Genomic DNA, 23,273 nt, shown 5'->3' with positions numbered 1-23,273 from the left:
TATTATTACAACCTCATTTCGTTTCAATAAATTTTATATATTGGATGTGTAATTAATAAACCTAAAAGCATCATTAATTCCTCCTGTAAAAACTATCGTTTAACACCCTAATACCTCATTTGTGACTATTAACCTATCACTCTTCCGCAAAAGCATTGCGATCTTATTTATTTCTTTTTTTGCATTAAATGTTATCGCGCAGCAAAAATCAAATTACAGCCTGTTATGGAAAATAACCGGAAAGAATCTTAGTAAGCCTTCATACCTGTTTGGCACTATGCATGTTAAAGACAAGCGTGTATTTAATTTCAGCGATTCCGTAATGCTATCCCTGCAAAGCTGCTCCCGCTTTGCCATGGAGGTTCATCCTGATACCTTAATGATCAAAATGTTTGCAGCACTGCAAAATGGCGATAGCCTGCGCAATATTGATAAACTGCTTAGCAAGGAAGACTATGAAAAACTGGCCAAAAAATTTAAAGACAAAAACGGCTATGCCCTGGGTAAAACGGACCCAATGGTATTGGAATCATTAATGAAAAGGGATGATAAAAAAGCCGGTGATAAGGTTTCGTTCATTGATGCTTACTTGTATGGCATAGCCCGCACATTCAATAAAAACATATTAGGCCTGGAAGATGCCTCATCACAATTTGATCTATATTACGGATCAAAAGATGCAGTAAAAGAGCGGCTGCTTGATTTGCTTGACGATGATACAGAAACTGCAAAAGATGAAAGCAAAGAAGAAATGATAAAAATTTACAGCACAGGTAATTTGGATGAAATTTATAAGTATGTTCAAAATTTGGGCATGGTGGATTCAATAATTATAGCCCGCAATAAGGTAATGGCCGCCAGCATGATCAAGTATATGGCAGATGGTTCCCTTTTTACAGCCGTTGGAGCAGCCCATTTATCAGGCGAGGATGGTGTTATAGCCCTATTACGGAAAGAAGGTTATACTGTAAGCCGTGTACAGGCAACATTTACAGGTGTGGCTAATACCTACCATATTGATTATTTAAAAATGAACTGGCCGCTATACAAAGATGAGAGCATGGGCTATTCAGTTAATTTTCCGGGTACGCCAATCAAATACGCAATAAACGGTGTAAATACTTTTATTTATCCCGACCTGGCAAATGATGTTTATTATGGTGTTTATGCTATTCCCCGGGGAACCCCCGGAAAGCCTGCCAACAGGTCTGAAATTATCACTAAATTTTTAACTACAATAAGCAGTAACCCCAAAAACCATGTTATAAGCAGAAAAGACTTTGTGTTTAATAAAATGCCCTGCACTGAAGTATTAATGACAACTGTTTCCGGCTTCATGCGGATGCGCCTGCTTCTTGCAAACAACCAACTCTACTCATTTTATGCCGGCTCAAAAGTTAACCATTTAAATGAACCTTCAACCAACCGGTTTCTAAACTCATTTGTAAATTTTCCGGTTGTTCAAAAAGTGCCTGCATCATGGATAACTTATAGCAACCCCGCTGGCGCATTTACAGTAAAATTCCCCGACCAGCCGCAGTATATACTTAAAGAAATTCCGTCGCAGACAAAAACTGAAAAAATGAGCTTTAAGCTTAACATGTATGTAAGCACTGATACGGTTAACTCGATATCATACCTTGTTAGATATAACGACTATCCTGAAGGCATGTTTGTTGATGATAAAGGGCCCATATTAAATAGCCTGGTTAATGATTTTAAAAACACCGGAAAGATTATTAGCGGCCCTGTTAAAATATGGAAAGATGGTTACGAAGGACGCGAAATAAAAGCAGTTTTAAAAGGCGGGTTTAATGCTACAATAAAATTATTTATAAGGGGCAGCAGGATATACATATTGTTGAAAGAAATAATTCAGCCCGATTTAAAAGATGATAACGTGGACGCGTTTTTTGACTCGTTTCAGTTCACGCCTTATATTGAGCCTGCTTATTATAATTTTAAGGACGACAGCAACAGGTATGAGGTACAAATGGTGTCGAAACCTAAGGTTTTGATTGACAGTGCCAGCACTACAAATTACACCAACTATGTTAAAAACATCGTCACTTATTATTCTACCAACCCAAACTCGGGCGGCGTTTATGGGTTTGAGCATTCAACAATCCGCCCTTACTTCAGGATCAGCAACACCGATTCTTTATACACCCGGATGATAAAGAGCCTTATAGGTTACCAGGATACCCTGTTAAAAGTTGATACCATTACGATTGACGGCGTAAAAGGCCGCGAGTTTTTAACTCAAAAAAAAGCAACCAATGATAAAAGCCGCGTAAGAATGCTAATTAGCGGCGATGGTGTATTTTATTTGGTGAGCCATTTGGATAATTCAGAGTTGTTTGATAAAACCAGCAACACTTTCTACAACTCATTAAAAATTACCAATCCGAACCCCTCAAATACTTATTTGGCTGCTTCAAAGGCCGCCCAAATATTTAAGGCGCTTGATGCAAGCGATACCAGCGTTTACAACAATGCGTTGGGCGCGCTTGCCTATTATGATTTTAAGGCAGACGAGTACCCGGCCGTTTATGAAGCGCTGCAAAAAAGCTATCCTGACGATTCATTAAAAACCGGCGTAAGGGCAACGCTAATAAAAAAATTCAGAGGTGCTAGCAATGATACAACTGCAAACTTCCTGATAAGCTTATATCCCAAATTAAAAGGGAAAGACATCCTGAAGGGATCTGTTTTAAGTATAATAACCACCGTTGATAAAAAGAATGGCTATGATAACTATTTAAAACTGCTCACTACCGATCCGCCGGTAAATGTAAAAGAGGGTTATCAAATTTTCAACCCTTTAAATGATTCGCTCGAGTTTGCGGCAGCGCACTTTGAGCAAATACTGCCGCTTATTAAATATGAAAACTTGCGTACCTACATTTTGCGTGTAGCACAACAAATGGCAAACAAAAAGGACGATCCTTTCGCAAGTAAATTAAAGGCCAATTATCCAAGCCTGATGGCCCATGCCCAGGCTGATATAGATAATTATATCCTGCTGCGTGATAGTACCGATAATATGTACAATGGCGAAATGTATAATTACATGCAGCTAATAGGGCAAATAAAAAACGGCGAGCTCAATGATAAATTAACCAACAGTTATTTAGCAAGAGACCCGAACGGTTTTTACGCTACTGATGCTTTGATTGCACGGATAAAAAACCGTTTACCGAATAATCAGCAATTGGTTAACAAATACCTGGATAGTGTAGGCACCCGTTACGATGTAATGGAAGCATTTAGCAAGCAAAACCAGCTCGGACTGGTACCGCTGAAGTACAAAACTCAGTCCGAATATGCAAAGCTATGCTTGTACCAGTCTCTTTCGCAGGAGGATGATGGCACCCCCACAAAAATTACATTGTTGGGCAGCATTATAAAAAATGGCGCGGTTTACTATGCATTTAAATTTTTATTGCCGGAAAGAGATGATAAAAATGAACTCATCGGTTTAACAGGCCCTTATAAACCGGGATCGACAAAATTGAATTTTGAAAGATACAACGCTTATACAGATTATGAAGTTGTAAAAGTTAACTGGCGTTTACAGGCAACAAAAATGGTAGGGCCGTTGATTGAGGCTTATAAATAAAGCAATTAATATATCTTTTAACAAGAGACAGGTAAAAATGAAAAAGCTTGAAGAAATATTGCGTAAGTATAATTTCCCTAAGCGTTTAAAGCAGGCTCCAACTATTTTCAAAGAAATCGAAAATATAGCGGGCTTCCAGCTACCAGATGATTACAAATACTATCTTATAAACTATATGGAACATGACGTTTTTATAGGTCCTCAGTTTTTAAGATTATGGGATATTGATAATATCATGGAACACAATAATGGCTATGGCATTATCGATAATCTCCCATATACAATTGGTATTGGATCTAATGGAGGTGGTGAATTTATTGCAATTGAGCTGTATGAAAAAAATAGTTTCCGAATAATTCTTTCTCCATTTATTGATCTTGACAAACAATATCATATCGAAATTGGAGAATCATTTACAGATATGCTTACTCGTCTGGAAAATAATGCGCCATGGTTCAAATGACAATTTAACCAAAAAAGCGGATAACTTTTCAGTACCCGCTTTTTAATTTATTACTTAAAGTTTTTAAATATTCTGACATTTACAACTTATCCATCTCCCCTTTTACAAATGCAGCCAGTTCTTTAACATACCTGGCACTGAAGTCAAACTTGATCCCCGCTGTTTCATAAATTTCTTTGATGGTTTTAGTGTAGCCCAATTTTAAGGCATCAAGGTATTGTTGTAATCCTTTTTCAGGATTTTCCTTATAGTTTTTCCATACAGTTATTGCACCAAGCTGGGCCATTCCATATTCAATATAATAAAACGGCACTTCGAAAATGTGCAGCTGTTTTTGCCACAGGTTGTTTTCTGCTTCCTTATGATCGCTCCAGTCAACAAAGCCGGCGCCAAATGGCTCATAGATCTGGATCCAGGCCTCGGTACGCTCTGCATCGGTATGATTAGGGTTGGTATAGATCCAATGCTGAAACTGATCAACCACGGCTACCCATGGCAGGGTTTTCAATACGTCAAAAAGTTGGTCGCGCTTGGCGCGTTTTAGGTCTTCCTCGTTATCAAAATAAACATCCCAATTATCCATCGAAATTAACTCCATGCTCATAGAAGCTAATTCTGCTACTTCGCTCGGGCAATGTTTAAAATCGTTCAGCTCAAGGTCGGCAGTCAAAAAAGTATGTACCGCATGGCCCCCCTCATGAACCATTGTGGTCAGGTCACGGAAGGTATTTGCCGAGTTCATAAAAATAAACGGGGCGCCTGTTTCTGATAACGGGTAATTATACCCGCCCGGCGCTTTGCCCTTGCGGCTTTCCACATCAAACAGATTATTATCCTTCATTATCTCCAGTCGTTCACCCAAATACCTGTTGATATTGCTAAAACACTGGATGGTTTTTTCAATCAATTCACTGCCGCTGTTAAATGGCTTTAAAGCAGGTTTTCCGGATATATCTACATCCATATCCCATGGCTTCAGGGTATTTAACTTTAATGCTTTTTTACGCTTTTCCGCCTCCTTGTGCAGTATAGGTACAATCTCCTTTTCAATGGCTTCATGAAAGGCATAGCAATCCTGGGGGGTATAATCAAACCTGCCCAACGCCTGGAACATATAATCCCTGAAGTTTTCAAATTCGGCATTCAATGCTACTTTATGTCTTAGCTCTCGCAGGTGATCGAACAATTTATCAAGCTGATCCTTATCCTGCAAGCGGCGTTCGGTTATTTTTTCCCAGGCTTCCTGTCTTTTAGCGCGATCTGTATCCTTTAAAAATACAGATGCCTGCTCTAAAGTAAATTCCTTATCGCCAATATGAACAGACATAGCGCCGGTTATCGACTGGTATTTTTGTTGCTCAACCTGGATCTCGGTTTGCAGCGGGATATTCTCTTCCCTAAACAGCTCCAGTGATTTTTTTATGCCACGCAGGTATATAAAATATTTTTTATGGTCCAGTTTATCAACCCATGGACTGGCAACCAGCTTTTTATTGAGATCGTTGCTGTAAGGTGCAATTTTAGGCTCTATTTCGGTAGCAAAATATTGAAAATTTTGCAGCAGCTCTTCATTGGTGGTATCGCAGGTCATACGGATATAACGCCATGCAAAATCCTCTTCCAATGCAGCCTCTACTTCACTGCGGTCATGCAGCCATTTTTCCAGGTCGGCAACTGAAGTTATAGGGCGGTCGCGTAGTTCTGTATAAAGCGGTTCCAGGCTTTCCCACTTAATTTCGAAGCCTGCGGTTATATATGTTCTTGTTTTTTTGTGGATCATGGTTATGGATGTGCAAATATGCGGATATGCAAATATGCAGATTAGTACGGAAAGTTGGAAAGATCAAAGGTTAACGCAATGTAAAAACGTGATGCCGATTGACATGACGAATTAACAAGATTTTTTCTTTCGGACTTTAGACTTTCCCGACTTTCGGACTTCCTGCCTACTTCTTCGCATACAACGTTTCCGACATCAGCTTCAAGCCTTCCTCGTAACTTGTTGGTTTAAAATTAAACGCTTTTTCAAACTTATCACTGTTGAATATGTAGTCGTGATCGTATTGATAATACATTTCCACAACACTCATAACCACTTTTTGAAACAGGCCATATACCCAAAGCATAAACTTATTAATAGCAAAATATTTAGGTTCAACTCCGTAAACACGGGCAGCCATTTCAATAAATTGCTTGCCGGTTATTGCAGGTGCAGTAGGCATGTGCCAGATCTGGTTATCACTTTCAGGATGCTGGCCCAGCAGGAACATACCCTTCCCCATATCAGGGGTGTAGCTAAAATTGTGCAGCTTGTTGGGGGTGCCTATCCATTGCGCCTTTTGTTTTTTGGCATATTTATCAAGCACCATAATATCTACAAAGCCAAACATGTTGTCGGTACCATAAAAATCAGCGCCGCGGGCTATGCTGGCACGGACGGTCCCGGCTTTTGCAGCATCCATTAACATGTTTGCAATTTTAGCACGGATGCTGCCCTTTACACTCGATGGCTTATAAGGCGTATCCTCTTTCATCGGGCCATCAACCAGGCCGTACATATAAACGTTATCAAAAAATATCAGCCGGGCGCCGGTTTCTTTGCCCAGGTTAATAAAGTTTTGCATAATAACGGGCCACTGTGCCGCCCAGATCTTTTTATCATAAACCAGCCCGGCAGTAAGATAAATTACGGTTGAACCTTTTGCAGCTTCCAGCAGCTCAGCATAATTTAACAGATCGGCTTTTTTCCAGCTTACGTTTTTATTGTTGTTTACAATTGGCCTGCGGCTCACCAGCCTGATAATTTCGTTATTGTTTTCCAGTTCGCGGGTTAATGCGTTTGCTACTGCGCCGCCGGCTCCTAATATAGTGTGCATAATGTTTCGCTTTTGATTTAATCAAAGATAAGTCAGCTTTGATTATCAAAACGTTAACAAAAGATAAGAAATTAGTGATTAGAGACCAGAGATTAGAGATTAGGCTTGCATTGTTTAGATAGGTGATGCATAATTGGGCACCAGGCATCCTGCCAATTCTTAAATTCCGGGAATTCTGATTCAGACACTAGCCAGGATCCTTTTCCTGATCCTTGATAACGAAACCGGGGTAATTCCTAAAAAGTGGGCAATATAATGCTGCGGCATGCGCTGCAAAATTTCGCGGCCGGTACTTAGCAGATCAAGATAGCGCTCTTCGGGGGTTTGGGTGATGAAGGAGGAAATGCGGTCTTCATAGCAGATCAGGTATTGCTCAGCAATCAACCTGCCGAAGCGTTCCATTTTATAGGCCAGCATGGGGTTTGCCAGCATTAGCTGCATGTTTTTATGGGTGATGGTTACCAGCTCCGTATCTTCAAGTGCCTGGACGTATGTCAACGATGGGGTTTGGGTTAAATAGCTTTTGTATGAGCTTACAAATTCATTTTCAAAACTGAAGTACCCGGTAATTTCTTCGCCATCCTTAACGTGGTAATACCGAACAGATCCTTTAGCAATAAAGCCGATATCTTTACAAACAGTGCCGGGTTCAGCAAAGTATTTTTTCTTTTTCAGGATACTGAAGTCAAGATGCTGAGAGAAAACTATCCACTCAGCCTCGTTAAATTCAACATACTTTTTAAGCTGCTCCCTGAAAATGCTTTGTGCTCTTGATGTATCCATGTTATTGATGTGCAAATGCGTGGATATGCAGACGTGCGAATGTTTGAATCTGTAAATATACAATTTCCTTCTTCCGGACTTTATTGCCTTTCGGACTTTCCCGACTTTATCTAATCCAAAGCCTATCCAGCAAAAAGAAAACCGCAAATACTACGCTGGCAATGCCATTGGTGGTCATAAACGCAAAGTTAACCCGGCTTAGGTCATTTGGTTTTACAAGCAGGTGCTGGTAAATAAGCATCCCGCAGAAAAACAAGATCCCAACGTAATAAAGTACGCCAACCTGTGTGAAAAACACCGGCATAATAACAAACGCTGCCGACAGCACATGTAAAAAAGTGGATAGCCTTAACGCATTTACCTTACCCAGCCATGCCGGGATTGAATGCAGGTTTTCGCCGCGGTCAAAATCTTCATCCTGCAGGGCATAAATAATATCAAACCCGCTAACCCAGCATAATACAGCTAATGAGAAAAACAATGGTGTTAAAGCAAAATGACCGGTTACAGCCAGGTATGCCCCAATTGGCGCTAATGAAAGGCCCAAACCCAGCACCATGTGACAAAGCGCCGTAAACCTTTTGGTAGCGCTGTAACCCAGCACCACCAACAAAGCTACCGGCGAAAGGTAAAAACACAGGTTATTTAAACACCACGCAGTTATTATAAACAACAGGCAGTTAATTATAGTAAAAGTTAGCGCCGATGCCGGGCTGATCCGGCCCGATGGTATATCGCGCTGCTTGGTGCGCGGGTTTTTTGAATCGATATTCCTGTCCAAATACCTGTTAAACGCCATTGCCGAGTTACGCGCAAACACCATGCACAGTACCATTAGTATTAACTTTACCCAATCAAAACGATAATCTGTGGTTGTTACTGCCAAAAAAAAGCCAATAAAGGCAAATGGCATTGCAAAAATGGTATGCGCAAAGGTTACTAAGGAGAGGTACTTTTTCATTGATTTTATAATAACGAACATCGAATATTGAATTCTGAATGTCGAAGTTATGACAAAAGTACTACTTCGGCGTTCGATATTCAAAATTCGATGTTCAACATTCAAATCTTATTACCATTTAGCTCTTTCATATTGAACGGGCCATTTTACTTCGTGCCCCAGTTCATGCGCGGCACCCATCGGGAAATAAGGGTTGCGTAAAAACTCGCGCGCCATAATTACCAGGTCGGCCTGGCCTGTTTGGATGATTTCATCAGCCTGTTCCGATTCTGTTATCAGTCCAACAGCACCTGTCAGGATCCCCGCTTCTTTCTTTACCTTTTCAGCGAACTGAACCTGATAGCCTGGCTTCAAAGGTATTTTAGCAGTGGCTGCGTTACCGCCTGATGAACAATCAACCAGATCTATCCCTTTATTGATCAGTATCTTTGCTAAAGCAACCGAATCATCGGCAGTCCAGCCCCCTTCAGCCCAGTCGGTTGCCGAAATGCGGACAAACAACGGATTTTCTGCCGGCCATGCTTCTTTCACACTTTCAATAACTTCCAGCAAAAAACGGATCCGGTTTTCAAACGAACCGCCATACTCATCAGTTCGGTGGTTACTTAAAGGCGATAAAAATTCATTTATCAAATAGCCATGTGCACCATGCAACTCAATCAGCTTAAAACCTGCTTTTAAAGCACGTGCTGCGGCTGTTTTAAAATCCGCTTTTATTTTTTCAATCCCGGCTTTATCGAGTTCAACCGGCACTTCTTCGGCTGGTGTAAAGGAAATAGCGCTTGGCGCTACCGCTTTCCAACCATTTGGCTGCCCGGAAGGGATCTGTGCATTCCCAAGCCACGGTACTTCATGACTGGCCTTACGCCCCGCATGGGCAAGTTGTATAGCTGCAACAGCGTCATGCGCATGAATAAAATCAGTTATTTCTTTTAGCTTTTCAATGTGTTCGTCTTTATAGATCCCAAGGTCGCCATAGGAGATCCTGCCCTCGGCAGACACCGCAGTGGCCTCGGTAATGATCAGCGCAGCACCGCCAACAGCACGACTGCCCAAATGAACCAGGTGCCAGTTATTTGCAAAACCATCCTCGCTGCTGTACTCGCACATTGGCGATACTACCAAACGGTTCTTAAACTCGATATTTTTTATTTTTATGGGAGAAAACAGATGTGGCATAATTACTTTTTTTTGTAAAGATGCGGAGGAAGAGATTAGGTTTTATTTTTTGTGGCGATTTTTACGGACGGATGATGAGAGGGAACTCTTAACTTTATTTTTTTAAGAATGTAGATTCTATGGGAAACATGAAGGGGAATAGACAAAACGGCTGTCATGCTGAGCCTAGTCGAAGCACGCGGGCAAAGGCCTCAGCGCCATGCTTAGCACGTGGACGGGCCTATGCGCACATCGTCCTTCGACAAGTTCAGGATGACACCTCCCGCGTTCAATATAATCTATCATGGGTTCGTAACAATCAATTTCACTTTCAAAAAGCATAATCCCTTCCCCTAATTCCCGCAACCGGTGGTATATGATTTTTCTCAAACAAATCGTACCCCGGTTTCCGAAATCGAACATCCGAAATCACAGAGCATAATTACTACCTCTAAGGCAGTAAAATACCGGAAGGCTCTTTGGCACGACCGGTTGCCCCTTTGACAATGTAACTATTGGTTAAAGTAACTAACGTCTTAATATGAGAATTGCTTGTGTCGCAGATACAACCGAAATAATTACCAAAGGCTTTAAAGAAAATGCGAAGCCATAGCTTACTGTACTACAAATAAAAATAAACGTGCTAACAACAGAATATGTAACAATTTTATTTTTATAAGATTCTAATTTCTTATCCTTAACCGCATAAATTATATTTAGAAACATCATATAGTAGCTATACAATGCTCCAAAAACAAAAGGTAACGTGATTACCGTTTTAAATCCGTAATTAATCCATACTATCGCTATAACAATAGGCCCGAATATTAAAAAAAACACCCCATCACCATCGATATTAATTTTTTTCATTTATTAAATCTGGGATTAACTGCGATCTCCTAATTGCGAAATCGAACTTCCGAAATCCGAAATCCCTCTAAATTCCCAGCACCTGCTTCAGCTTCACATATCCCGTTTTACTAACCGGCACTTTAGCGCCCGATTTAAGGATGGCCAGGTGGGCATCTTTTTCGTAAGGATCAATCCGGGTTATTTGCTGTATAGCTATAATATAGGAGCGGTGCACCCTTACAAACTGCCTTGGGTCAAGCATCTGCTCAAAAAAGTTCATGGTCTTATTTTTCAGGAATGATCCCTCGGCGGTATATACACTTACATAGTCATCGTCTGCAGCAAGGTACTGCACATCCTGCACCGGGATTATTTTTACCTTGGTACCTGTTTTCACCACAATCCGCTCATGCTGCGCCGGCGAATGTGAGGCGGTTTCCAGCAACTCTTCGGTATGCTTTTTGGCCGTAGGGGCCTCGGGTGCCTGGGCAAGGTATTTTTCAATGGCCTTGTTAAACCTGTCCTTATTAAAAGGCTTTAACAGGTAATCAACCGCATGTGCTTCAAAAGCTTTTATGGCATATTCGTCAAAAGCAGTTGTAAATATTACCGCGGGCTGCTGTTCAACCAGCTCCAGCATTTCAAAGCCGTTTATTTTGGGCATCTGCACATCCAGGAAGATTAGGTCGGGCTGATACTGCTGAATAGCCTTCAGGCCTTCAAAACCATCATTGCATTCCTGCATAACTTCTATCTGCGGAAAGGCCTGCAAATACTCTAATACAATCATCCTGGCCAAAGGCTCGTCGTCAATAACTAAGGCACGTTTCATATTTATAACTGCGGTACTTTAATAATAGTTGTAAATATATTATCATTTGCATGAGTTTCCATCAAATCATTACGTGCAAAAAGTAAATATAATCTGCGCTGTACCCCTCTCAGCCCAAAACCGGTACCTTTTTTAGGCCTTGATGTCTGCGGATCGTAGGGGTTTTGTACCATCATTATCAGGTAATTACCCTCCATTTCGGCCCTTATGCTTACCACCACATCGCCTATGGTATCGTACAAACCAAATTTTATGGCATTTTCAACAAGCGGCTGTAATAACATGGATGGCAGCACAGCCTGGCCCGATTTCTCATCACAACTAATCTCAGTTTGCAAACGGTGACCAAAGCGCACCTTTTCAATATCAAGGTAGAGGTTAAGGTGTGCCAGCTCTTCGGTTAAAGGCACCTGCTGCTGATCGTCTTTTTTTAACGTACCGCGTAAAAAGTCCGAAAGCTGGTGAATCATCCGGCGGGCTTCATCAGGCTTAAAGCCTATTAAAGCGTTTATTGAGTTTAGGCTGTTAAATAAAAAGTGAGGTTGTAATTGTTGCCTTAAATTATATAATTCCGCATCGCGGGCCAGTTGCTCGGCCTCGGCTTTGCGTTTTTCGTTGTCTTTTTGGTCAAGCTGCCAGAAATAGATCATACTGATCATCGCCATCCATCCTATCGCCAAAAAATTAGTGAAGAAACGGATGATTAATGAGTTCACTAAAAACTTGGTATACGCCGGACCGGTAGCCAAAAATGGCAGGATCCACCGGCTTCCAAATGTGCAGATTGCAGCCAGGGCAGCTATCCAGATCAATATATTTAGATAATTGCCTTTTTCGGGCTGATAATAGCGGAGGTTATTATTAATCAGCCAGCAAGCCGAAGCAAGCAAAATTGAACAAACCAACCCATCGGTAAAGGCAATGTACCAGTTAAAGTCAAAACTATGCACTACATAGCTCTGCAGGCCGGTCCACACCAGTCCGCAGACGATGAACCCTGCATAGAGTCTTGATGATGTCAGGTTTGATGGTAAGGCCATTTTTTTGAGTCCGGAAAGTCAGTAAAGACCGAAAGTCCGGAAGATGTTTTTAGTGTTTTTTAAGTAGTTAAGTTTTTAGCGTTTTGCGTAGTGAATTTAGCATAGCTAATATCTCTTCACATTGTTTATATAGTTTATTAAAATTATCTTCCTGTATTAAATTTCTTTTTTTAGCTAAGAACAGGCATCCAACAACTTCTATATCTGATCGTAGTGCGTAACTTAAAAATTTATTAAACTCTGCATTTGATTGACCTGTTGATCCTTCCGCAATATTTAATGAAACCGAATCGGCGGCTCTTTTAATTTGGGCTGATAAAATAAATAATTCATCTTTTGGAAAAGCCTTTGTCAGTTCATGAACATCAGCAGCCAAATCCACCGCCTTTTGCCAAACAATTAACTTTTCGAACTTAAAACTCATAACTGAAGATAATTCATTTTTTACTTTCGGTCTTTCCCAACTTTTCCTTCTTTCGGTCTTTACTGACTTTCCGGACTTTCGGTCTTCCCCAACTTTTCCTTCTTTCGGTCTTTACTGACTTTCCGGACTTTCGGTCTGAAGCTAATAGCTTCTAATATCCACTCCCGCAAAAATTGAAACACCTTTTAGCACTAAGATCTTTTCGCTGCCTGCGGTAGCTGTACTTTTCATTCGTTTATCTTCAATGCCGGCAAATACAGCGGCAATATCCGGAACTACCTGCCAGTGTGGAGGCACAATCATTTTTACACCACCGAAGATCTGGGTAATATCAATTATTACTTTACCTTCAATATCAGCCTGGGTAAAATCAAGTTCGGCGCCGCCAAATATGTTTACTATCTCGCCTCCCCTAAAATGTTTTGAAAGGATGGTTTTCTTTACCGATCCAAAAACCGATACAGTGTCCAGGTAATCGTCACCTGTTGGTTTGTATGAAGCTGATGGATTAATGGGTTCTTTAATTGTTGTATAATCTGTAGTACCTGTATAATCAACTACAGGCTCACCCGGGTTCGGCGGGGTATAAGCCGCACTGCCCCATTTATTATCCTTATTCCACTGTGTTTTATCAAAATGACTATGGCGCCTTAATATCAGCCATAAACCAAAGCCGATAATGGCAATTGGCCATACTACGCGGTCGGCACGATCAAAGTTTTCATTTATCAAAAAAACAATGCCTAAAAGTATCAGCAAAAAAGATGATGGCTTATGAAAATTGGTTTTTGCGCCTATAAAAAGGCCCCAGCCAATAAGCCACATTGGCCAGCTAAACAACCAGCCCGGAACAAAAAAGAAGTCGAGCTGCTTTACCAGTAACAGGGCGCCTACGGCTAGTAAAATTATCCCCGCCAGGGCTTTGCCATTGCGGGGATTGTTAGGGTGTACTATATCGTTGTCCATTATATTATTAGCATTTTAAATCGTATTCAAAACTAAGGTAACATTATAAGTGTGCCAAACAAAAATTGGCAGTATATTTAAAGAAGTCGGTAAGATAATGTAAAGTGTCGGTGAAAAAGTTGGAGTTTATCTGAATTTATAAATCTCCGTGTTTCTCTTTTTCGTCTTGGCGATCTCTGCGGTTAATTTTTAAATCACAAAGCGCACAAGGAAGCACTGAGATTTCTGTTTATTTCAGGCTAACTTCCACGCTCCATTCACCCCCGCTTGCAACTTGATAGGTTTTGGCAAAATCACCCATGTTCAGGGCAAATGAAAGCTGCAAAAGGCTGTTTAAATAAGCCAGCGGCTTCCCTTCTGCAACCTCGCCAAAGGTTTGGCTGTAGGGCATATCGCCTTTGTAAACTTCCTTGTTTTTATTAAAGATTACAACATGCACCATATCCCCAAATTTTGGTTTAAACTGTTTAAATAAAATATCCGGAATGTTTGTCCATACGTTGCCGTATTGCGCGTCAAGCACCGGGATATCGCCCTTTATAATTTTGCCTTCCATTACCGCCTGCTGGTATGAGATCCTGATCACCTGTTTAGGCAATACCGGCCCAACCTGTTCAAAGCTAATGATCCCTGCCGCCAAACGTGCCCCGGTGAAGGCATATACATCCCTGCCATGAAAGGTATATGATTTTTGCGAATCTTTACGGCGGTTTACAGCTTCATCAATTTCCCTTACCTCATCAATCCCTAATGACTGGGCCACCAATGTTAAAGTGCCGTTATCGGGCGTAACTATGTAATGACCTGATTTTGTTTTAAGCACTACCGATTTACGCGCAGTGCCCACACCCGGATCAACCACCGAAACAAATACGGTGCCGGCAGGCCAGTATCTTACAGTTTGTTCGAGGCGATAAGCTGCTTCCCAAATGTTATAGGCAGGGATCTCGTGGGTAAGGTCGAACAATTTCAACTCGGTTGATACACCCATGGCTACGCCTTTCATTGCAGAAACTGCACCATCCTTCAACCCAAAATCCGACTGGAAAACAACTATTTTATTTTGTGCCGATGAGAACCTTGCCAAAAACAAAAGCGCTACCAGGAAAATAAGTGCTCGTAAAGTTTTATTCATGCTGATTATTGATATTGATCGCACAAATTAATGGATTTTAATATATTTAGCGCATCACAATTTATATAAATGGAGACGGAGTATACAATATCAAAAGGCTCAAAAATATTTAATTCAATTTTAGGGATCTTAGTGATTTTCTTTTCATTATTCCTTTTTAAAATTTCTAATCTGCAGGCGGGGGCCCAACAACTAATATTTATACTTCCTATTTTATTACTGGCTGGTGGAATATTAATTCTTATCAATCAGTTTAAAGCTAAAATATCTATTTACGATGACCGCATAAGAAAAGTGAACGTCTTCACAAATAAGGAGTTGCTATTTAGTGATGTAAAAGGCATTAGAGTCGGAAGCAAATTGATCTTAATTGAATCCTTTTCAGAATATAAGCTCAGTATAAAAAACTATAGCGAGTTTGCAGGTTCGGAACAACTAGTTGACTGGCTAAGAGAAAATTTTACGGATTTAGATGAGGCAGATCTCGCCGAAGAAAAGCTGCTATTCCTGAAAGACCCTGATTTTGGATCAACAGAGAATGAACACGAGGAGAAATTGAAAAGAGCTCGGCAAGTAGCTATATTTTACAATGTGGCAGGTGCGGCAATTGGCCTTCCAATGATTATTTTTGAAAGCCCCGTTCTAACAGCTTTATCGTTGATATATCCGCTGCTGGGTATTGTTGTTATGAAGTTTAGCGGCGGACTGATAAAATTCATTTCTAACAAGAAAAGAAGCGTGTACCCTTGGGTAATGTTTGGCTTTTATATTCCGGCGTTAACATTGTTTATTAAAGGGTTATTAGAGTTTGATATTTTAAGATATGGGCATATTTGGATAATTGCTGTTCCGATTGGAGTGATTGTTTTTTTTCTGTTGTATGCAACCGGTTTCAACAAAAATACGGATGCGGTAAAAGGTCAGGTAATTTTTATGATAGTATTATCCTGCTTTTATGGTTATGGTAGCACCGTACAAGTAAATTGCGAAATGGATAAAGCGCCGCCAACGTTAATTCATACCAAAGTTTATAATAAGTACACTGAATACAATAAACGTACCCATTATCATTTCAAACTGGTGTCATGGGATGATGATCCCGCACCAAAAGATATTGAAGTTTCACAAGCCAGGTTTAACAGGTATTTGGAAGGCGATGGAATTGATGTTTATTTGAAGAAAGGCCTCTTAAACATACCGTGGTACACACTTTCCAACTAAAAAGAAAGCCACCCCGGATAACCAGGGCAGCTCTCAACCGCTATGAAAAATGTTTTTTATTAGATCTCTTTAAATTTGCTTTCCTGGTAAGGAGCTTCCGCTCGTTTGTTGTGTTTCATTACCATCCATGCACCTGTACCTATTATGGCTAACGGCCAAACTACACGGTCGGCATTATCAATGTTTTCGGTGAATAAAAAGGCTGTACCTATAACTATCATCCAGATCCAAACTGGTTTTTTGAAGTTATATTTTCCGCCCATATAAAGACCATAACCTATTATCCACATTGGCCAGCTATACAACCAGTCAGGAACAAAGAACAGGTCAAGCTGATCGATAAGTAATAAACCGCCAATGATAACAATGATTATTCCGGCCATTGTTTTGCCGCTATATTTGTTTGGGTTATTTATGATAGTTTCCATTATATTAAGTTTTAAATATTACCTAAAAGTACAGCAGTATTTAAAGCACAACAATGGAATGTTGGCGAGGTGTTTCTAGAAATCGGTGTGGAGGGATAAATTGTCGGTGAAAAAGAAACAAGAAAATTGGAATAATAACTCAGCAGCTCCTTTTCCTTTATCATTGCCCCAAAACTGTCCTGAAGAATCAGAACAAGCCGTGGCAGGTGCGATTCCTTCCTCGGGGAAGGGAAGGTAGGGGTTTCACGAACTATGATACCCTGGCCAATCATGCGTAAAAGCTTGGTGTAGAAACCCGGTCCATACACCTCCCAAGGGAGGGAATCGCACAGACCCTCCAGAATAATCTCCCTAACAGCTATGGTGACGCACAACAAAAGCTTGTTATACCAAGTTATAGATATCTAAAAATCAATATTATAAAAGCGAATCAAAGTTATTGAACAGCATAGAGCTTAAGCTAATGAAAGCCCTTACACCTCCGGTTCTTGCTGGCTTAAACAGTGAAAACTGCCCAGGCCCCAGATTATATCGGTTGAATCAATGCCAACAACTTTTCTATCGGGGAAAGAGTCTTGTAAAATAGCAAGAGCTTTATCGTCATTAGCACAACGATAGGTAGGCACCACAACGGCCAAGTTGGCAATGTAAAAGTTAGCATACGATGCGGGTAATCGCTGATCTTCGTAGATCACCGCATCGGGCATTGGCAGCTCAACAATATTCAGCTGCCTGCCGTTAAGCAGGCGCATGGTTTTTAACTCCTGCAGATTTTCCTGCAGCAAGTGATAATTCTCATCATTCCTGTTTTCTTCAACAACAGTAACAACGGTATCCTCATTTACAAAGCGGGTAATATCATCAATATGGCCGTCGGTATCATCGCCTGCAATACCATCGCCCAGCCATAAAACCTGCTCCACTCCATAATAGTTTTGCAGGTATTCTTCTATCTGCTGCTTGTTTAAATGCGGATTACGATTTTTATTAAGCAAACAGGCTGTTGTGGTTATTAAAGTGCCTTTCCCGTTAAAATCAACCGAGCCGCCTTCCATCACAATCCCGGGATGATATACCGGCAAATCAAAATGCTTTCCTATTTTTGTGGGGATAACATCATCCAAATCAAACGGCGGATACTTGCCGCCCCAGGCATTATAGCCCCAGTCAACAATTGCCTTCTGCTTAGTATCATTATTTATCAAAAACGCCGGACCATGATCCCTGCACCAGGCATCATTGGTTTCAAACTCAAAAAACTCAATGCGTTTCAAATCAACACCGGCAACCATCAATTGCTGTTTGGCAAAGGCAGCCATTTGCTCATCCTTTACATTAATGCGCACCAACTCACCCTCACTTACTACTTTAATAAACTCGCAGTATTTTGGGTAGATCAGATCTATCTTACCCGGCCATGACGCTTCCTTATGCGGCCAGCTAAGCCAGGTAGCGATGTGTTTTGCCCACTCGGCGGGGAAATGAAAATTGTCCATAGTCGATGGTCGATGGTCCATAGTAGTTTTTGGGTTGTTATAATGTATTTCTTAATGCAGTGATCATTTTTGTTAACGACTGATATTCATTGTACAGCTTTCGAAAATCATCTTTACCAATTATCTTTCTTCGTTTAGCAATAAATAAACAGGCAACCACTTCAATAGCGGATCTTAATGCATAACTAAGGAAATTTTTGAAAACTAAATTAGTTTGACCGGTACATCCTTCGACTATATTAAGCACTACGGACTCTGCAGCTCTTTTTATTTGTGAGGTTAAAATAAATAACTCATCCTTTGGGAAAGTACTTTTGGTTAGTAAGTTAATTTCATCAGTTAAGTCTAATGCCTTTTGCCATACCTGAAGATTTTCAAATTTAAACGCCATAAAATATTTAAGTTATTTATTAACTTTTACAATGGACTATTCCGAATGATCTACTTTGCATTTTCCTACCATGGTCTATGGACCATCGACCATGGACTAAATTACTCCTCGTCTAAAAATCTTTTAGTGATTGGCTGGTAAGAGTCAATTCTCCTATCGCGCATAAATGGCCAGTGGCTCCTGTAATAATCAGATTTAGCCAGATCAAGCTCCTGCACTACAACCACTTCGTCATCAGTTGATGTTTGATGGATCAAAGCGCCAAACGGATTGGCAAAGAATGATCCTCCCCAAAACTTAACACCCGCTTCTTCACCTACCCTGTTTACACTTACCACATGTACGCCATTAGCTACTGCATGCGAGCGCTGGATGGTTTGCCATGCGTTGTATTGTTCAATGTTTGTTGCTTCGTCCTGCGTGGTGGCCCAGCCTATTGCGGTAGGGTAAAACAAGATCTCTGCACCCATAAGCGCCGTGATCCGGGCGGCTTCGGGGTACCATTGATCCCAGCAGATCAGCACTCCTATGGTAGCAAATTTGGTTTTAAATACTTTATAGCCCAGGTCGCCGGGAGTGAAGTAAAACTTTTCGTAAAAACCCGGATCATCAGGGATATGCATTTTGCGATACTTACCTAAATAAGCACCGTCGGCATCTAAAACTGCGGTAGTATTATGGTAAAGTCCCTGTGCACGTTTTTCAAAAAGAGATGCAATTATCACCACGCCAAGCTCCTTTGCCACAGCCGACAGTGCACCTGTTGATGGACCGGGAATAGTCTCGGCCAGCTTAAAGTTGTCATAATCTTCAACATCGCAAAAATAAAGCGAGGTAAATAGCTCCTGCAAGCAAACTATCTGTGCGCCTTTTTGGGCTGCTTCCCTAACTTTAACAATCGCTTTATCTAAATTTTCCTGTTTGTTGGCAGTACAGCTCATTTGTACCAGACCTACTTTTACTTTACTCATCCCGCTAAAATTTGCGCAAAAATAGTGTTTTTTGATTGATTGGATTTAATAAGAAAGCAGTTGTTTTTAAATGAAGTGTATTAATACAAAGCCAAAGACCAACACAGCGACAAGCAAAAATACCCTTTACGCTACTAAATGTAACGCATGTTTTTATGTAATTGATAGTCAACCAATTTTATTGTAAAGAAACAATTGTGTAATATTTCCGTTGTGCCTGAATAATATAAACTAAATACTAAATTTTACTATGAAAAATTACATTTTACTCGCCGCTGCATTTTTATGTATAGGTTTCTCGTCGTGCAAAAAAAATAGTTCCGGCTCAGGCTCTGCACATGTTAACGTTAAATTAACTGATGCGCCCGGGCTTTATGGTGCTGTTATATTAAATATAAAAAGTGTGGTGATAGTTACCGCAACAGGTGAGCATACCCTTAATGTTGGTGGGGGCCCAATTGATATTCTTCATTTCAGATTGGGTAAAGATACCTTGCTGGCATCGCAGGATATTCCAGCCGGCACCATACAACAGGTACGTTTAGTGCTCAATACAACCGGCAACACTGTTATTGTGAACGGAACTTCGTATGATTTAACCACACCCAGCGGACAAACATCCGGAGTAAAACTAAATTTGCATGATAACCTTACTGCAGGTATTGACTATACTTTGAAGCTTGATTTTGATGCAGCACAGTCAATTGTGCTTACAGGTAATGGTAAGTATATTTTAAAACCCGTTATACGCGCATATTCCGAGGCGGTTTCCGGCGCGTTAACCGGTATAGTTAGCCCAGCTTTGTCCTCCCCAAAAGTGTATGCAATAACAGGTACCGATACGGTTGGCACCGTAGCTGACGCTTCCGGTAAATTTTATTTCTCAGGCCTTGCAGCAGGAACTTATAGTGTTAAATTTTTACCTGTTAGTCCTTTTGCTATAAAAGTAGTTAATAACGTTACTGTGGCAAATGGCTCTGTACGGGATATGGGGACAGTAACAATTGTTCAATAATTTATAATTGCATTGAAAAAAGAAGCTGTATCCACAAGAGGCGGCTTCTTTTTTTTTCTTTTAAACTAACAATAAACCAACCCATTCACAGTATCCACAAGTTCATCCAAACCAAAGGGTTTTGATATAATGGCATCGCAGCCGCAGGCAAGCAGGTCATCTTTATTAAGGTAAGCAGAGCAAATAATTACGGGAATATTGTTAAGCTGCTGGTGGGCTTTTATCTGGCGACAAATATCATCGCCCCTGGTTCCGTTCAATTTATAGTCAAGCATAACCAGGTCGGGTTTGCAGGTCTGTATGGCTTCAATAATATTTTCGGTTTCTGAAGTTATTGTAACTTCATACCGCTCATATAATAGCGCTTCTTTAACAACGTCTAATATATCCTGGTTATCATCAAGTATTAATATCCGCTTAAGCATAGTTAAATCAATCAGTTTTGTAAAAGTGTCGGCTATACTAAGTTGGATTGGTTTGTTGATAAATGGTTTAATCAGGTTTCGGGATATATAACGCTATAATGCCGGATTATATTTGATTTGAGGCAACAAAAATTAGAAGGGAGTCGGGAAAGTCCGGAAGTCCGAAAGAAAAATTATTTGTGTTGAAATTTATTGGTGTTAAGTCAAAGTTATTAGTCTTAAGTGAGTTTTATTCTTTTCCTGGCTTAAGACTAACGACTTTGGGCTCAAGGCTAAATTTCAACATAACACCATCCTATCTTTCGGACTTCCGGACTTTACCGACTTTCGGACTTCTCCTAAAAATCATGATAAATGCTTCTGAATGTGCTGCGCAAGCCAAAGGTAATTAATGATGTTTTTCTGATGCCGGTACTGTTGTTCTTCTCTTCACGGTAAAGGCCGCCTAACTCAAAACGGAGGTTATATTTAGGGTTTACAAGGTATGATACTGTTCCTTCGGCATAATGTAAGCTGGCAGTTTGTCCCTGCCCTATGTCTGTTGTTGTGGCTGATGCCGAAGTAGTAGGTTTGAAAGGGTCTTTACCAAAATTCATATCTGCAGGGTCAACTCCGTATCGTGCATAATTAAACTGACCCGTAAAATCAAAATTGCCGATCGAATAGTTCAGGATCCCGATAAACTCCCTGAAGTTTGCTCCAAGCGGATCGCCGAGCGGCTGGCTATAATCAGTATAGCTTGTTATTGCCTGTGGGCTTGCATAAGTATATGGTTTAACGCTGTTATACTCAAGCAGGTAGTTAAAGCCTTTCACCCTAAACAAATCGGCACCCCGGATGCCCAACTGAACACCATTGGTGTTATCGGTAGTATTACTGCCTGAAAAGAAATTGCTTGCTTTAAAATCATCTATAAGTAATTGCCCGTAAACAGCTGTTTTGTCAAATATTTTATATTTACCCGTAAAGCCTACCAGCACATTATCAGGCTGTGATGATGGCCCCAGCGAGCTTGAAAAAAACAGTGGATTTACATAATTCACATCAAAGCCATGAAAGTTACCATTGTCATCAGCTTCCTGTGCTATCAGGGCATTAAAAAAACCTAACGATAGTCGGTTTGTAATGTTCCAGTCTAAATAGTGAAAAACTGCCCATTTACGGCGATTGCTGCCAAAAGTGTCAAATTTATGCAGGTTAATATCTTCCAGGTATGCCCACATCATCATATACTGAACCTTTCCCAGATTTGCAGTTAAGCGCAGCAATGGGTAATTGGCCGAAAAATCAGAGAGCAGCAATGAACGGTAGCCATCGCCAATAAATGTTTTATCGGTACCTAAAGTAATATTTAATTGTTTTATAGGTGTATATGATATTATAGCCGTTACGTACGACCAGTCCTGCGAGCCTGTAGGTTGTCCATGATAGCTTCTGTTATAAGCCTGGCCAGGGATAAAGGCATATTTATTAACAACATCATTATAGTAGCCGGGAAACTTAGCCGAATTTTCAAAACCGCTGGTATAAAATGAAAACTTATCGCCAACTGTACCACCGGCCTGGAACCCCCGGGTATTAAGGTTAGTGGTAACCTTGTCTGTAAAATCGCGGCCTATCAGCAGGTCGGGCAGGTAATCAGCATAAAAAGTGTACTCTTTGGTTTTTACATCAAACACATGCTCATTAAATATTTTGCGCACTATCCAAGTTTTGCGGCTACTATCAACGCCCCGGTTCATAATCGCATTATACGTGGAGCTTAAGGTGCTGTCTATTAAAAATGGCTTTAATGATGTGTGAAGTGAACTTTGTATGGAATAAACGCTTGAATTAAATTTTTGATCGAGCTGGTATGAATAAGGCAGGTAAACAGACTGCCCCTTACTTAAATTGACTGAAAACGCTATAATTATAGTAAGTAGTATTAGTTTCCTCATAGGTAAACAGCCAATATTTTGCATCGCAACAAAATAAGTATTATTTACGGTGAAATAAAAATTTGATTTGGGCTACTTTTGTAAATGTATTTAACCTTAAATGGCAATTACCTTTTCTTCTTTAGTACTTTACGGTCTTCCGGACCTTACTGATTTTCCCGACTTTTTTACCATATTTGCAACTTTTAAAGCCGTGCAGCCTATTAATATGTTAAAAGTTGTTAAGCCGAACCTGTTTTAGTGAAAAAAGTGTTAAAAATCCTGATATTTACCC

General features: G+C 40.5%; 21 protein-coding genes. 4 read left to right on the top strand and 17 right to left on the bottom strand.

What is annotated here, in order from left to right; translation table 11 throughout:
- Nucleotides 1–121: 121 nt before the first annotated feature.
- Both JWQ54_RS09465 and JWQ54_RS09460 read left to right on the top strand, forming a co-directional pair.
- Nucleotides 122–3,622, top strand: coding sequence for a TraB/GumN family protein (locus tag JWQ54_RS09465; protein WP_299583593.1), 3,501 nt, complete (start codon nt 122–124; stop codon nt 3,620–3,622).
- Nucleotides 3,623–3,659: 37 nt separating this feature from the next.
- A complete protein-coding gene (locus tag JWQ54_RS09460) occupies nt 3,660–4,085 on the top strand; it encodes an SMI1/KNR4 family protein (protein ID WP_299583591.1) in 426 nt (141 codons plus the stop codon).
- A gap of 79 nt (nt 4,086–4,164) precedes the next feature.
- Here the strand turns inward: JWQ54_RS09460 and JWQ54_RS09455 are convergent, their stop codons facing one another.
- The 11 genes from JWQ54_RS09455 to JWQ54_RS09405 all read right to left on the bottom strand — a co-directional run bounded on the left by JWQ54_RS09455 (nt 4,165) and on the right by JWQ54_RS09405 (nt 15,112).
- Entirely contained in the window at nt 4,165–5,865 is a 1,701-nt protein-coding gene (locus JWQ54_RS09455; protein WP_299583588.1) for a M3 family oligoendopeptidase, read from the bottom strand.
- Nucleotides 5,866–6,031: 166 nt separating this feature from the next.
- The gene (locus JWQ54_RS09450) at nt 6,032–6,961 is read right to left on the bottom strand and encodes an NAD-dependent epimerase/dehydratase family protein (protein WP_299583585.1); all 930 of its coding nucleotides are present in this window, start codon (nt 6,959–6,961) and stop codon (nt 6,032–6,034) included.
- 180 nt (nt 6,962–7,141) lie between these two features.
- Entirely contained in the window at nt 7,142–7,744 is a 603-nt protein-coding gene (locus JWQ54_RS09445; RefSeq protein WP_299583583.1) for a Crp/Fnr family transcriptional regulator, read from the bottom strand.
- Between the two features lie 106 nt (nt 7,745–7,850).
- Nucleotides 7,851–8,705, bottom strand: coding sequence for a UbiA-like polyprenyltransferase (locus JWQ54_RS09440; RefSeq protein ID WP_299583580.1), 855 nt, complete (start codon nt 8,703–8,705; stop codon nt 7,851–7,853).
- 111 nt (nt 8,706–8,816) lie between these two features.
- Nucleotides 8,817–9,884: an NADPH dehydrogenase NamA gene (namA, locus tag JWQ54_RS09435; RefSeq protein ID WP_299583577.1), complete on the bottom strand. Its 1,068-nt coding sequence runs from the start codon at nt 9,882–9,884 to the stop codon at nt 8,817–8,819.
- Nucleotides 9,885–10,391: 507 nt separating this feature from the next.
- Complete coding sequence (locus JWQ54_RS09430) at nt 10,392–10,733, bottom strand: hypothetical protein (RefSeq protein WP_299583574.1); 342 nt, start codon at nt 10,731–10,733, stop codon at nt 10,392–10,394.
- 67 nt (nt 10,734–10,800) lie between these two features.
- The gene (locus tag JWQ54_RS09425) at nt 10,801–11,547 is read right to left on the bottom strand and encodes a LytTR family transcriptional regulator DNA-binding domain-containing protein (RefSeq protein ID WP_299583571.1); all 747 of its coding nucleotides are present in this window, start codon (nt 11,545–11,547) and stop codon (nt 10,801–10,803) included.
- 2 nt (nt 11,548–11,549) lie between these two features.
- A complete protein-coding gene (locus tag JWQ54_RS09420) occupies nt 11,550–12,587 on the bottom strand; it encodes a sensor histidine kinase (RefSeq protein WP_299583568.1) in 1,038 nt (345 codons plus the stop codon).
- A gap of 67 nt (nt 12,588–12,654) precedes the next feature.
- Nucleotides 12,655–13,011 carry a four helix bundle protein gene (locus tag JWQ54_RS09415; RefSeq protein ID WP_299583565.1) on the bottom strand — a complete coding sequence of 119 codons (357 nt, stop codon included), beginning with the start codon at nt 13,009–13,011 and terminating at the stop codon, nt 12,655–12,657.
- A 141-nt stretch (nt 13,012–13,152) separates the two neighbouring features.
- Nucleotides 13,153–13,977 (bottom strand): LiaF domain-containing protein, encoded by an 825-nt coding sequence (locus JWQ54_RS09410; RefSeq protein WP_299583562.1) that lies wholly within the window; start codon nt 13,975–13,977, stop codon nt 13,153–13,155.
- Nucleotides 13,978–14,206: 229 nt separating this feature from the next.
- Complete coding sequence (locus JWQ54_RS09405; RefSeq protein WP_299583559.1) at nt 14,207–15,112, bottom strand: S-adenosyl-l-methionine hydroxide adenosyltransferase family protein; 906 nt, start codon at nt 15,110–15,112, stop codon at nt 14,207–14,209.
- Nucleotides 15,113–15,181: 69 nt separating this feature from the next.
- On the opposite strand from JWQ54_RS09405, the gene JWQ54_RS09400 reads away from it, so the two are divergent.
- On the top strand, nt 15,182–16,333 hold the full coding sequence (locus tag JWQ54_RS09400) for a hypothetical protein (protein WP_299583556.1): 1,152 nt from the start codon (nt 15,182–15,184) through the stop codon (nt 16,331–16,333).
- Between the two features lie 59 nt (nt 16,334–16,392).
- On the opposite strand, the gene JWQ54_RS09395 is transcribed toward JWQ54_RS09400, so the two are convergent.
- From JWQ54_RS09395 to JWQ54_RS09380, 4 genes are all read right to left on the bottom strand, one after another.
- Nucleotides 16,393–16,761, bottom strand: a complete 369-nt coding sequence (locus tag JWQ54_RS09395; RefSeq protein ID WP_299583553.1) for a DUF5668 domain-containing protein — start codon at nt 16,759–16,761, stop codon at nt 16,393–16,395.
- A 473-nt stretch (nt 16,762–17,234) separates the two neighbouring features.
- Nucleotides 17,235–18,257, bottom strand: coding sequence for an agmatine/peptidylarginine deiminase (locus tag JWQ54_RS09390; RefSeq protein ID WP_299583550.1), 1,023 nt, complete (start codon nt 18,255–18,257; stop codon nt 17,235–17,237).
- Nucleotides 18,258–18,294: 37 nt separating this feature from the next.
- Entirely contained in the window at nt 18,295–18,648 is a 354-nt protein-coding gene (locus JWQ54_RS09385; RefSeq protein ID WP_299583547.1) for a four helix bundle protein, read from the bottom strand.
- 101 nt (nt 18,649–18,749) lie between these two features.
- Nucleotides 18,750–19,619 carry a carbon-nitrogen hydrolase gene (locus tag JWQ54_RS09380; RefSeq protein ID WP_299583544.1) on the bottom strand — a complete coding sequence of 290 codons (870 nt, stop codon included), beginning with the start codon at nt 19,617–19,619 and terminating at the stop codon, nt 18,750–18,752.
- A gap of 250 nt (nt 19,620–19,869) precedes the next feature.
- Between JWQ54_RS09380 and JWQ54_RS09375 the strand changes: the two genes are divergently transcribed.
- Nucleotides 19,870–20,634, top strand: a complete 765-nt coding sequence (locus JWQ54_RS09375; protein WP_299583541.1) for a DUF4382 domain-containing protein — start codon at nt 19,870–19,872, stop codon at nt 20,632–20,634.
- A gap of 65 nt (nt 20,635–20,699) precedes the next feature.
- Here JWQ54_RS09375 and JWQ54_RS09370 read toward each other — a convergent pair whose 3' ends face one another.
- Together JWQ54_RS09370 and JWQ54_RS09365 are read right to left on the bottom strand one after the other, a co-directional pair.
- Entirely contained in the window at nt 20,700–21,059 is a 360-nt protein-coding gene (locus JWQ54_RS09370; RefSeq protein ID WP_299583538.1) for a response regulator, read from the bottom strand.
- Nucleotides 21,060–21,397: 338 nt separating this feature from the next.
- Nucleotides 21,398–22,999, bottom strand: coding sequence for a gliding motility protein RemB (locus tag JWQ54_RS09365; RefSeq protein ID WP_299583536.1), 1,602 nt, complete (start codon nt 22,997–22,999; stop codon nt 21,398–21,400).
- Between the last annotated feature and the right edge of the window lie 274 nt (nt 23,000–23,273).

It is taken from the genome of Mucilaginibacter sp. (assembly GCF_028288225.1).
Lineage (GTDB): Bacteria > Bacteroidota > Bacteroidia > Sphingobacteriales > Sphingobacteriaceae > Mucilaginibacter.
This window is presented reverse-complemented; position numbering and strand designations above follow the sequence as displayed.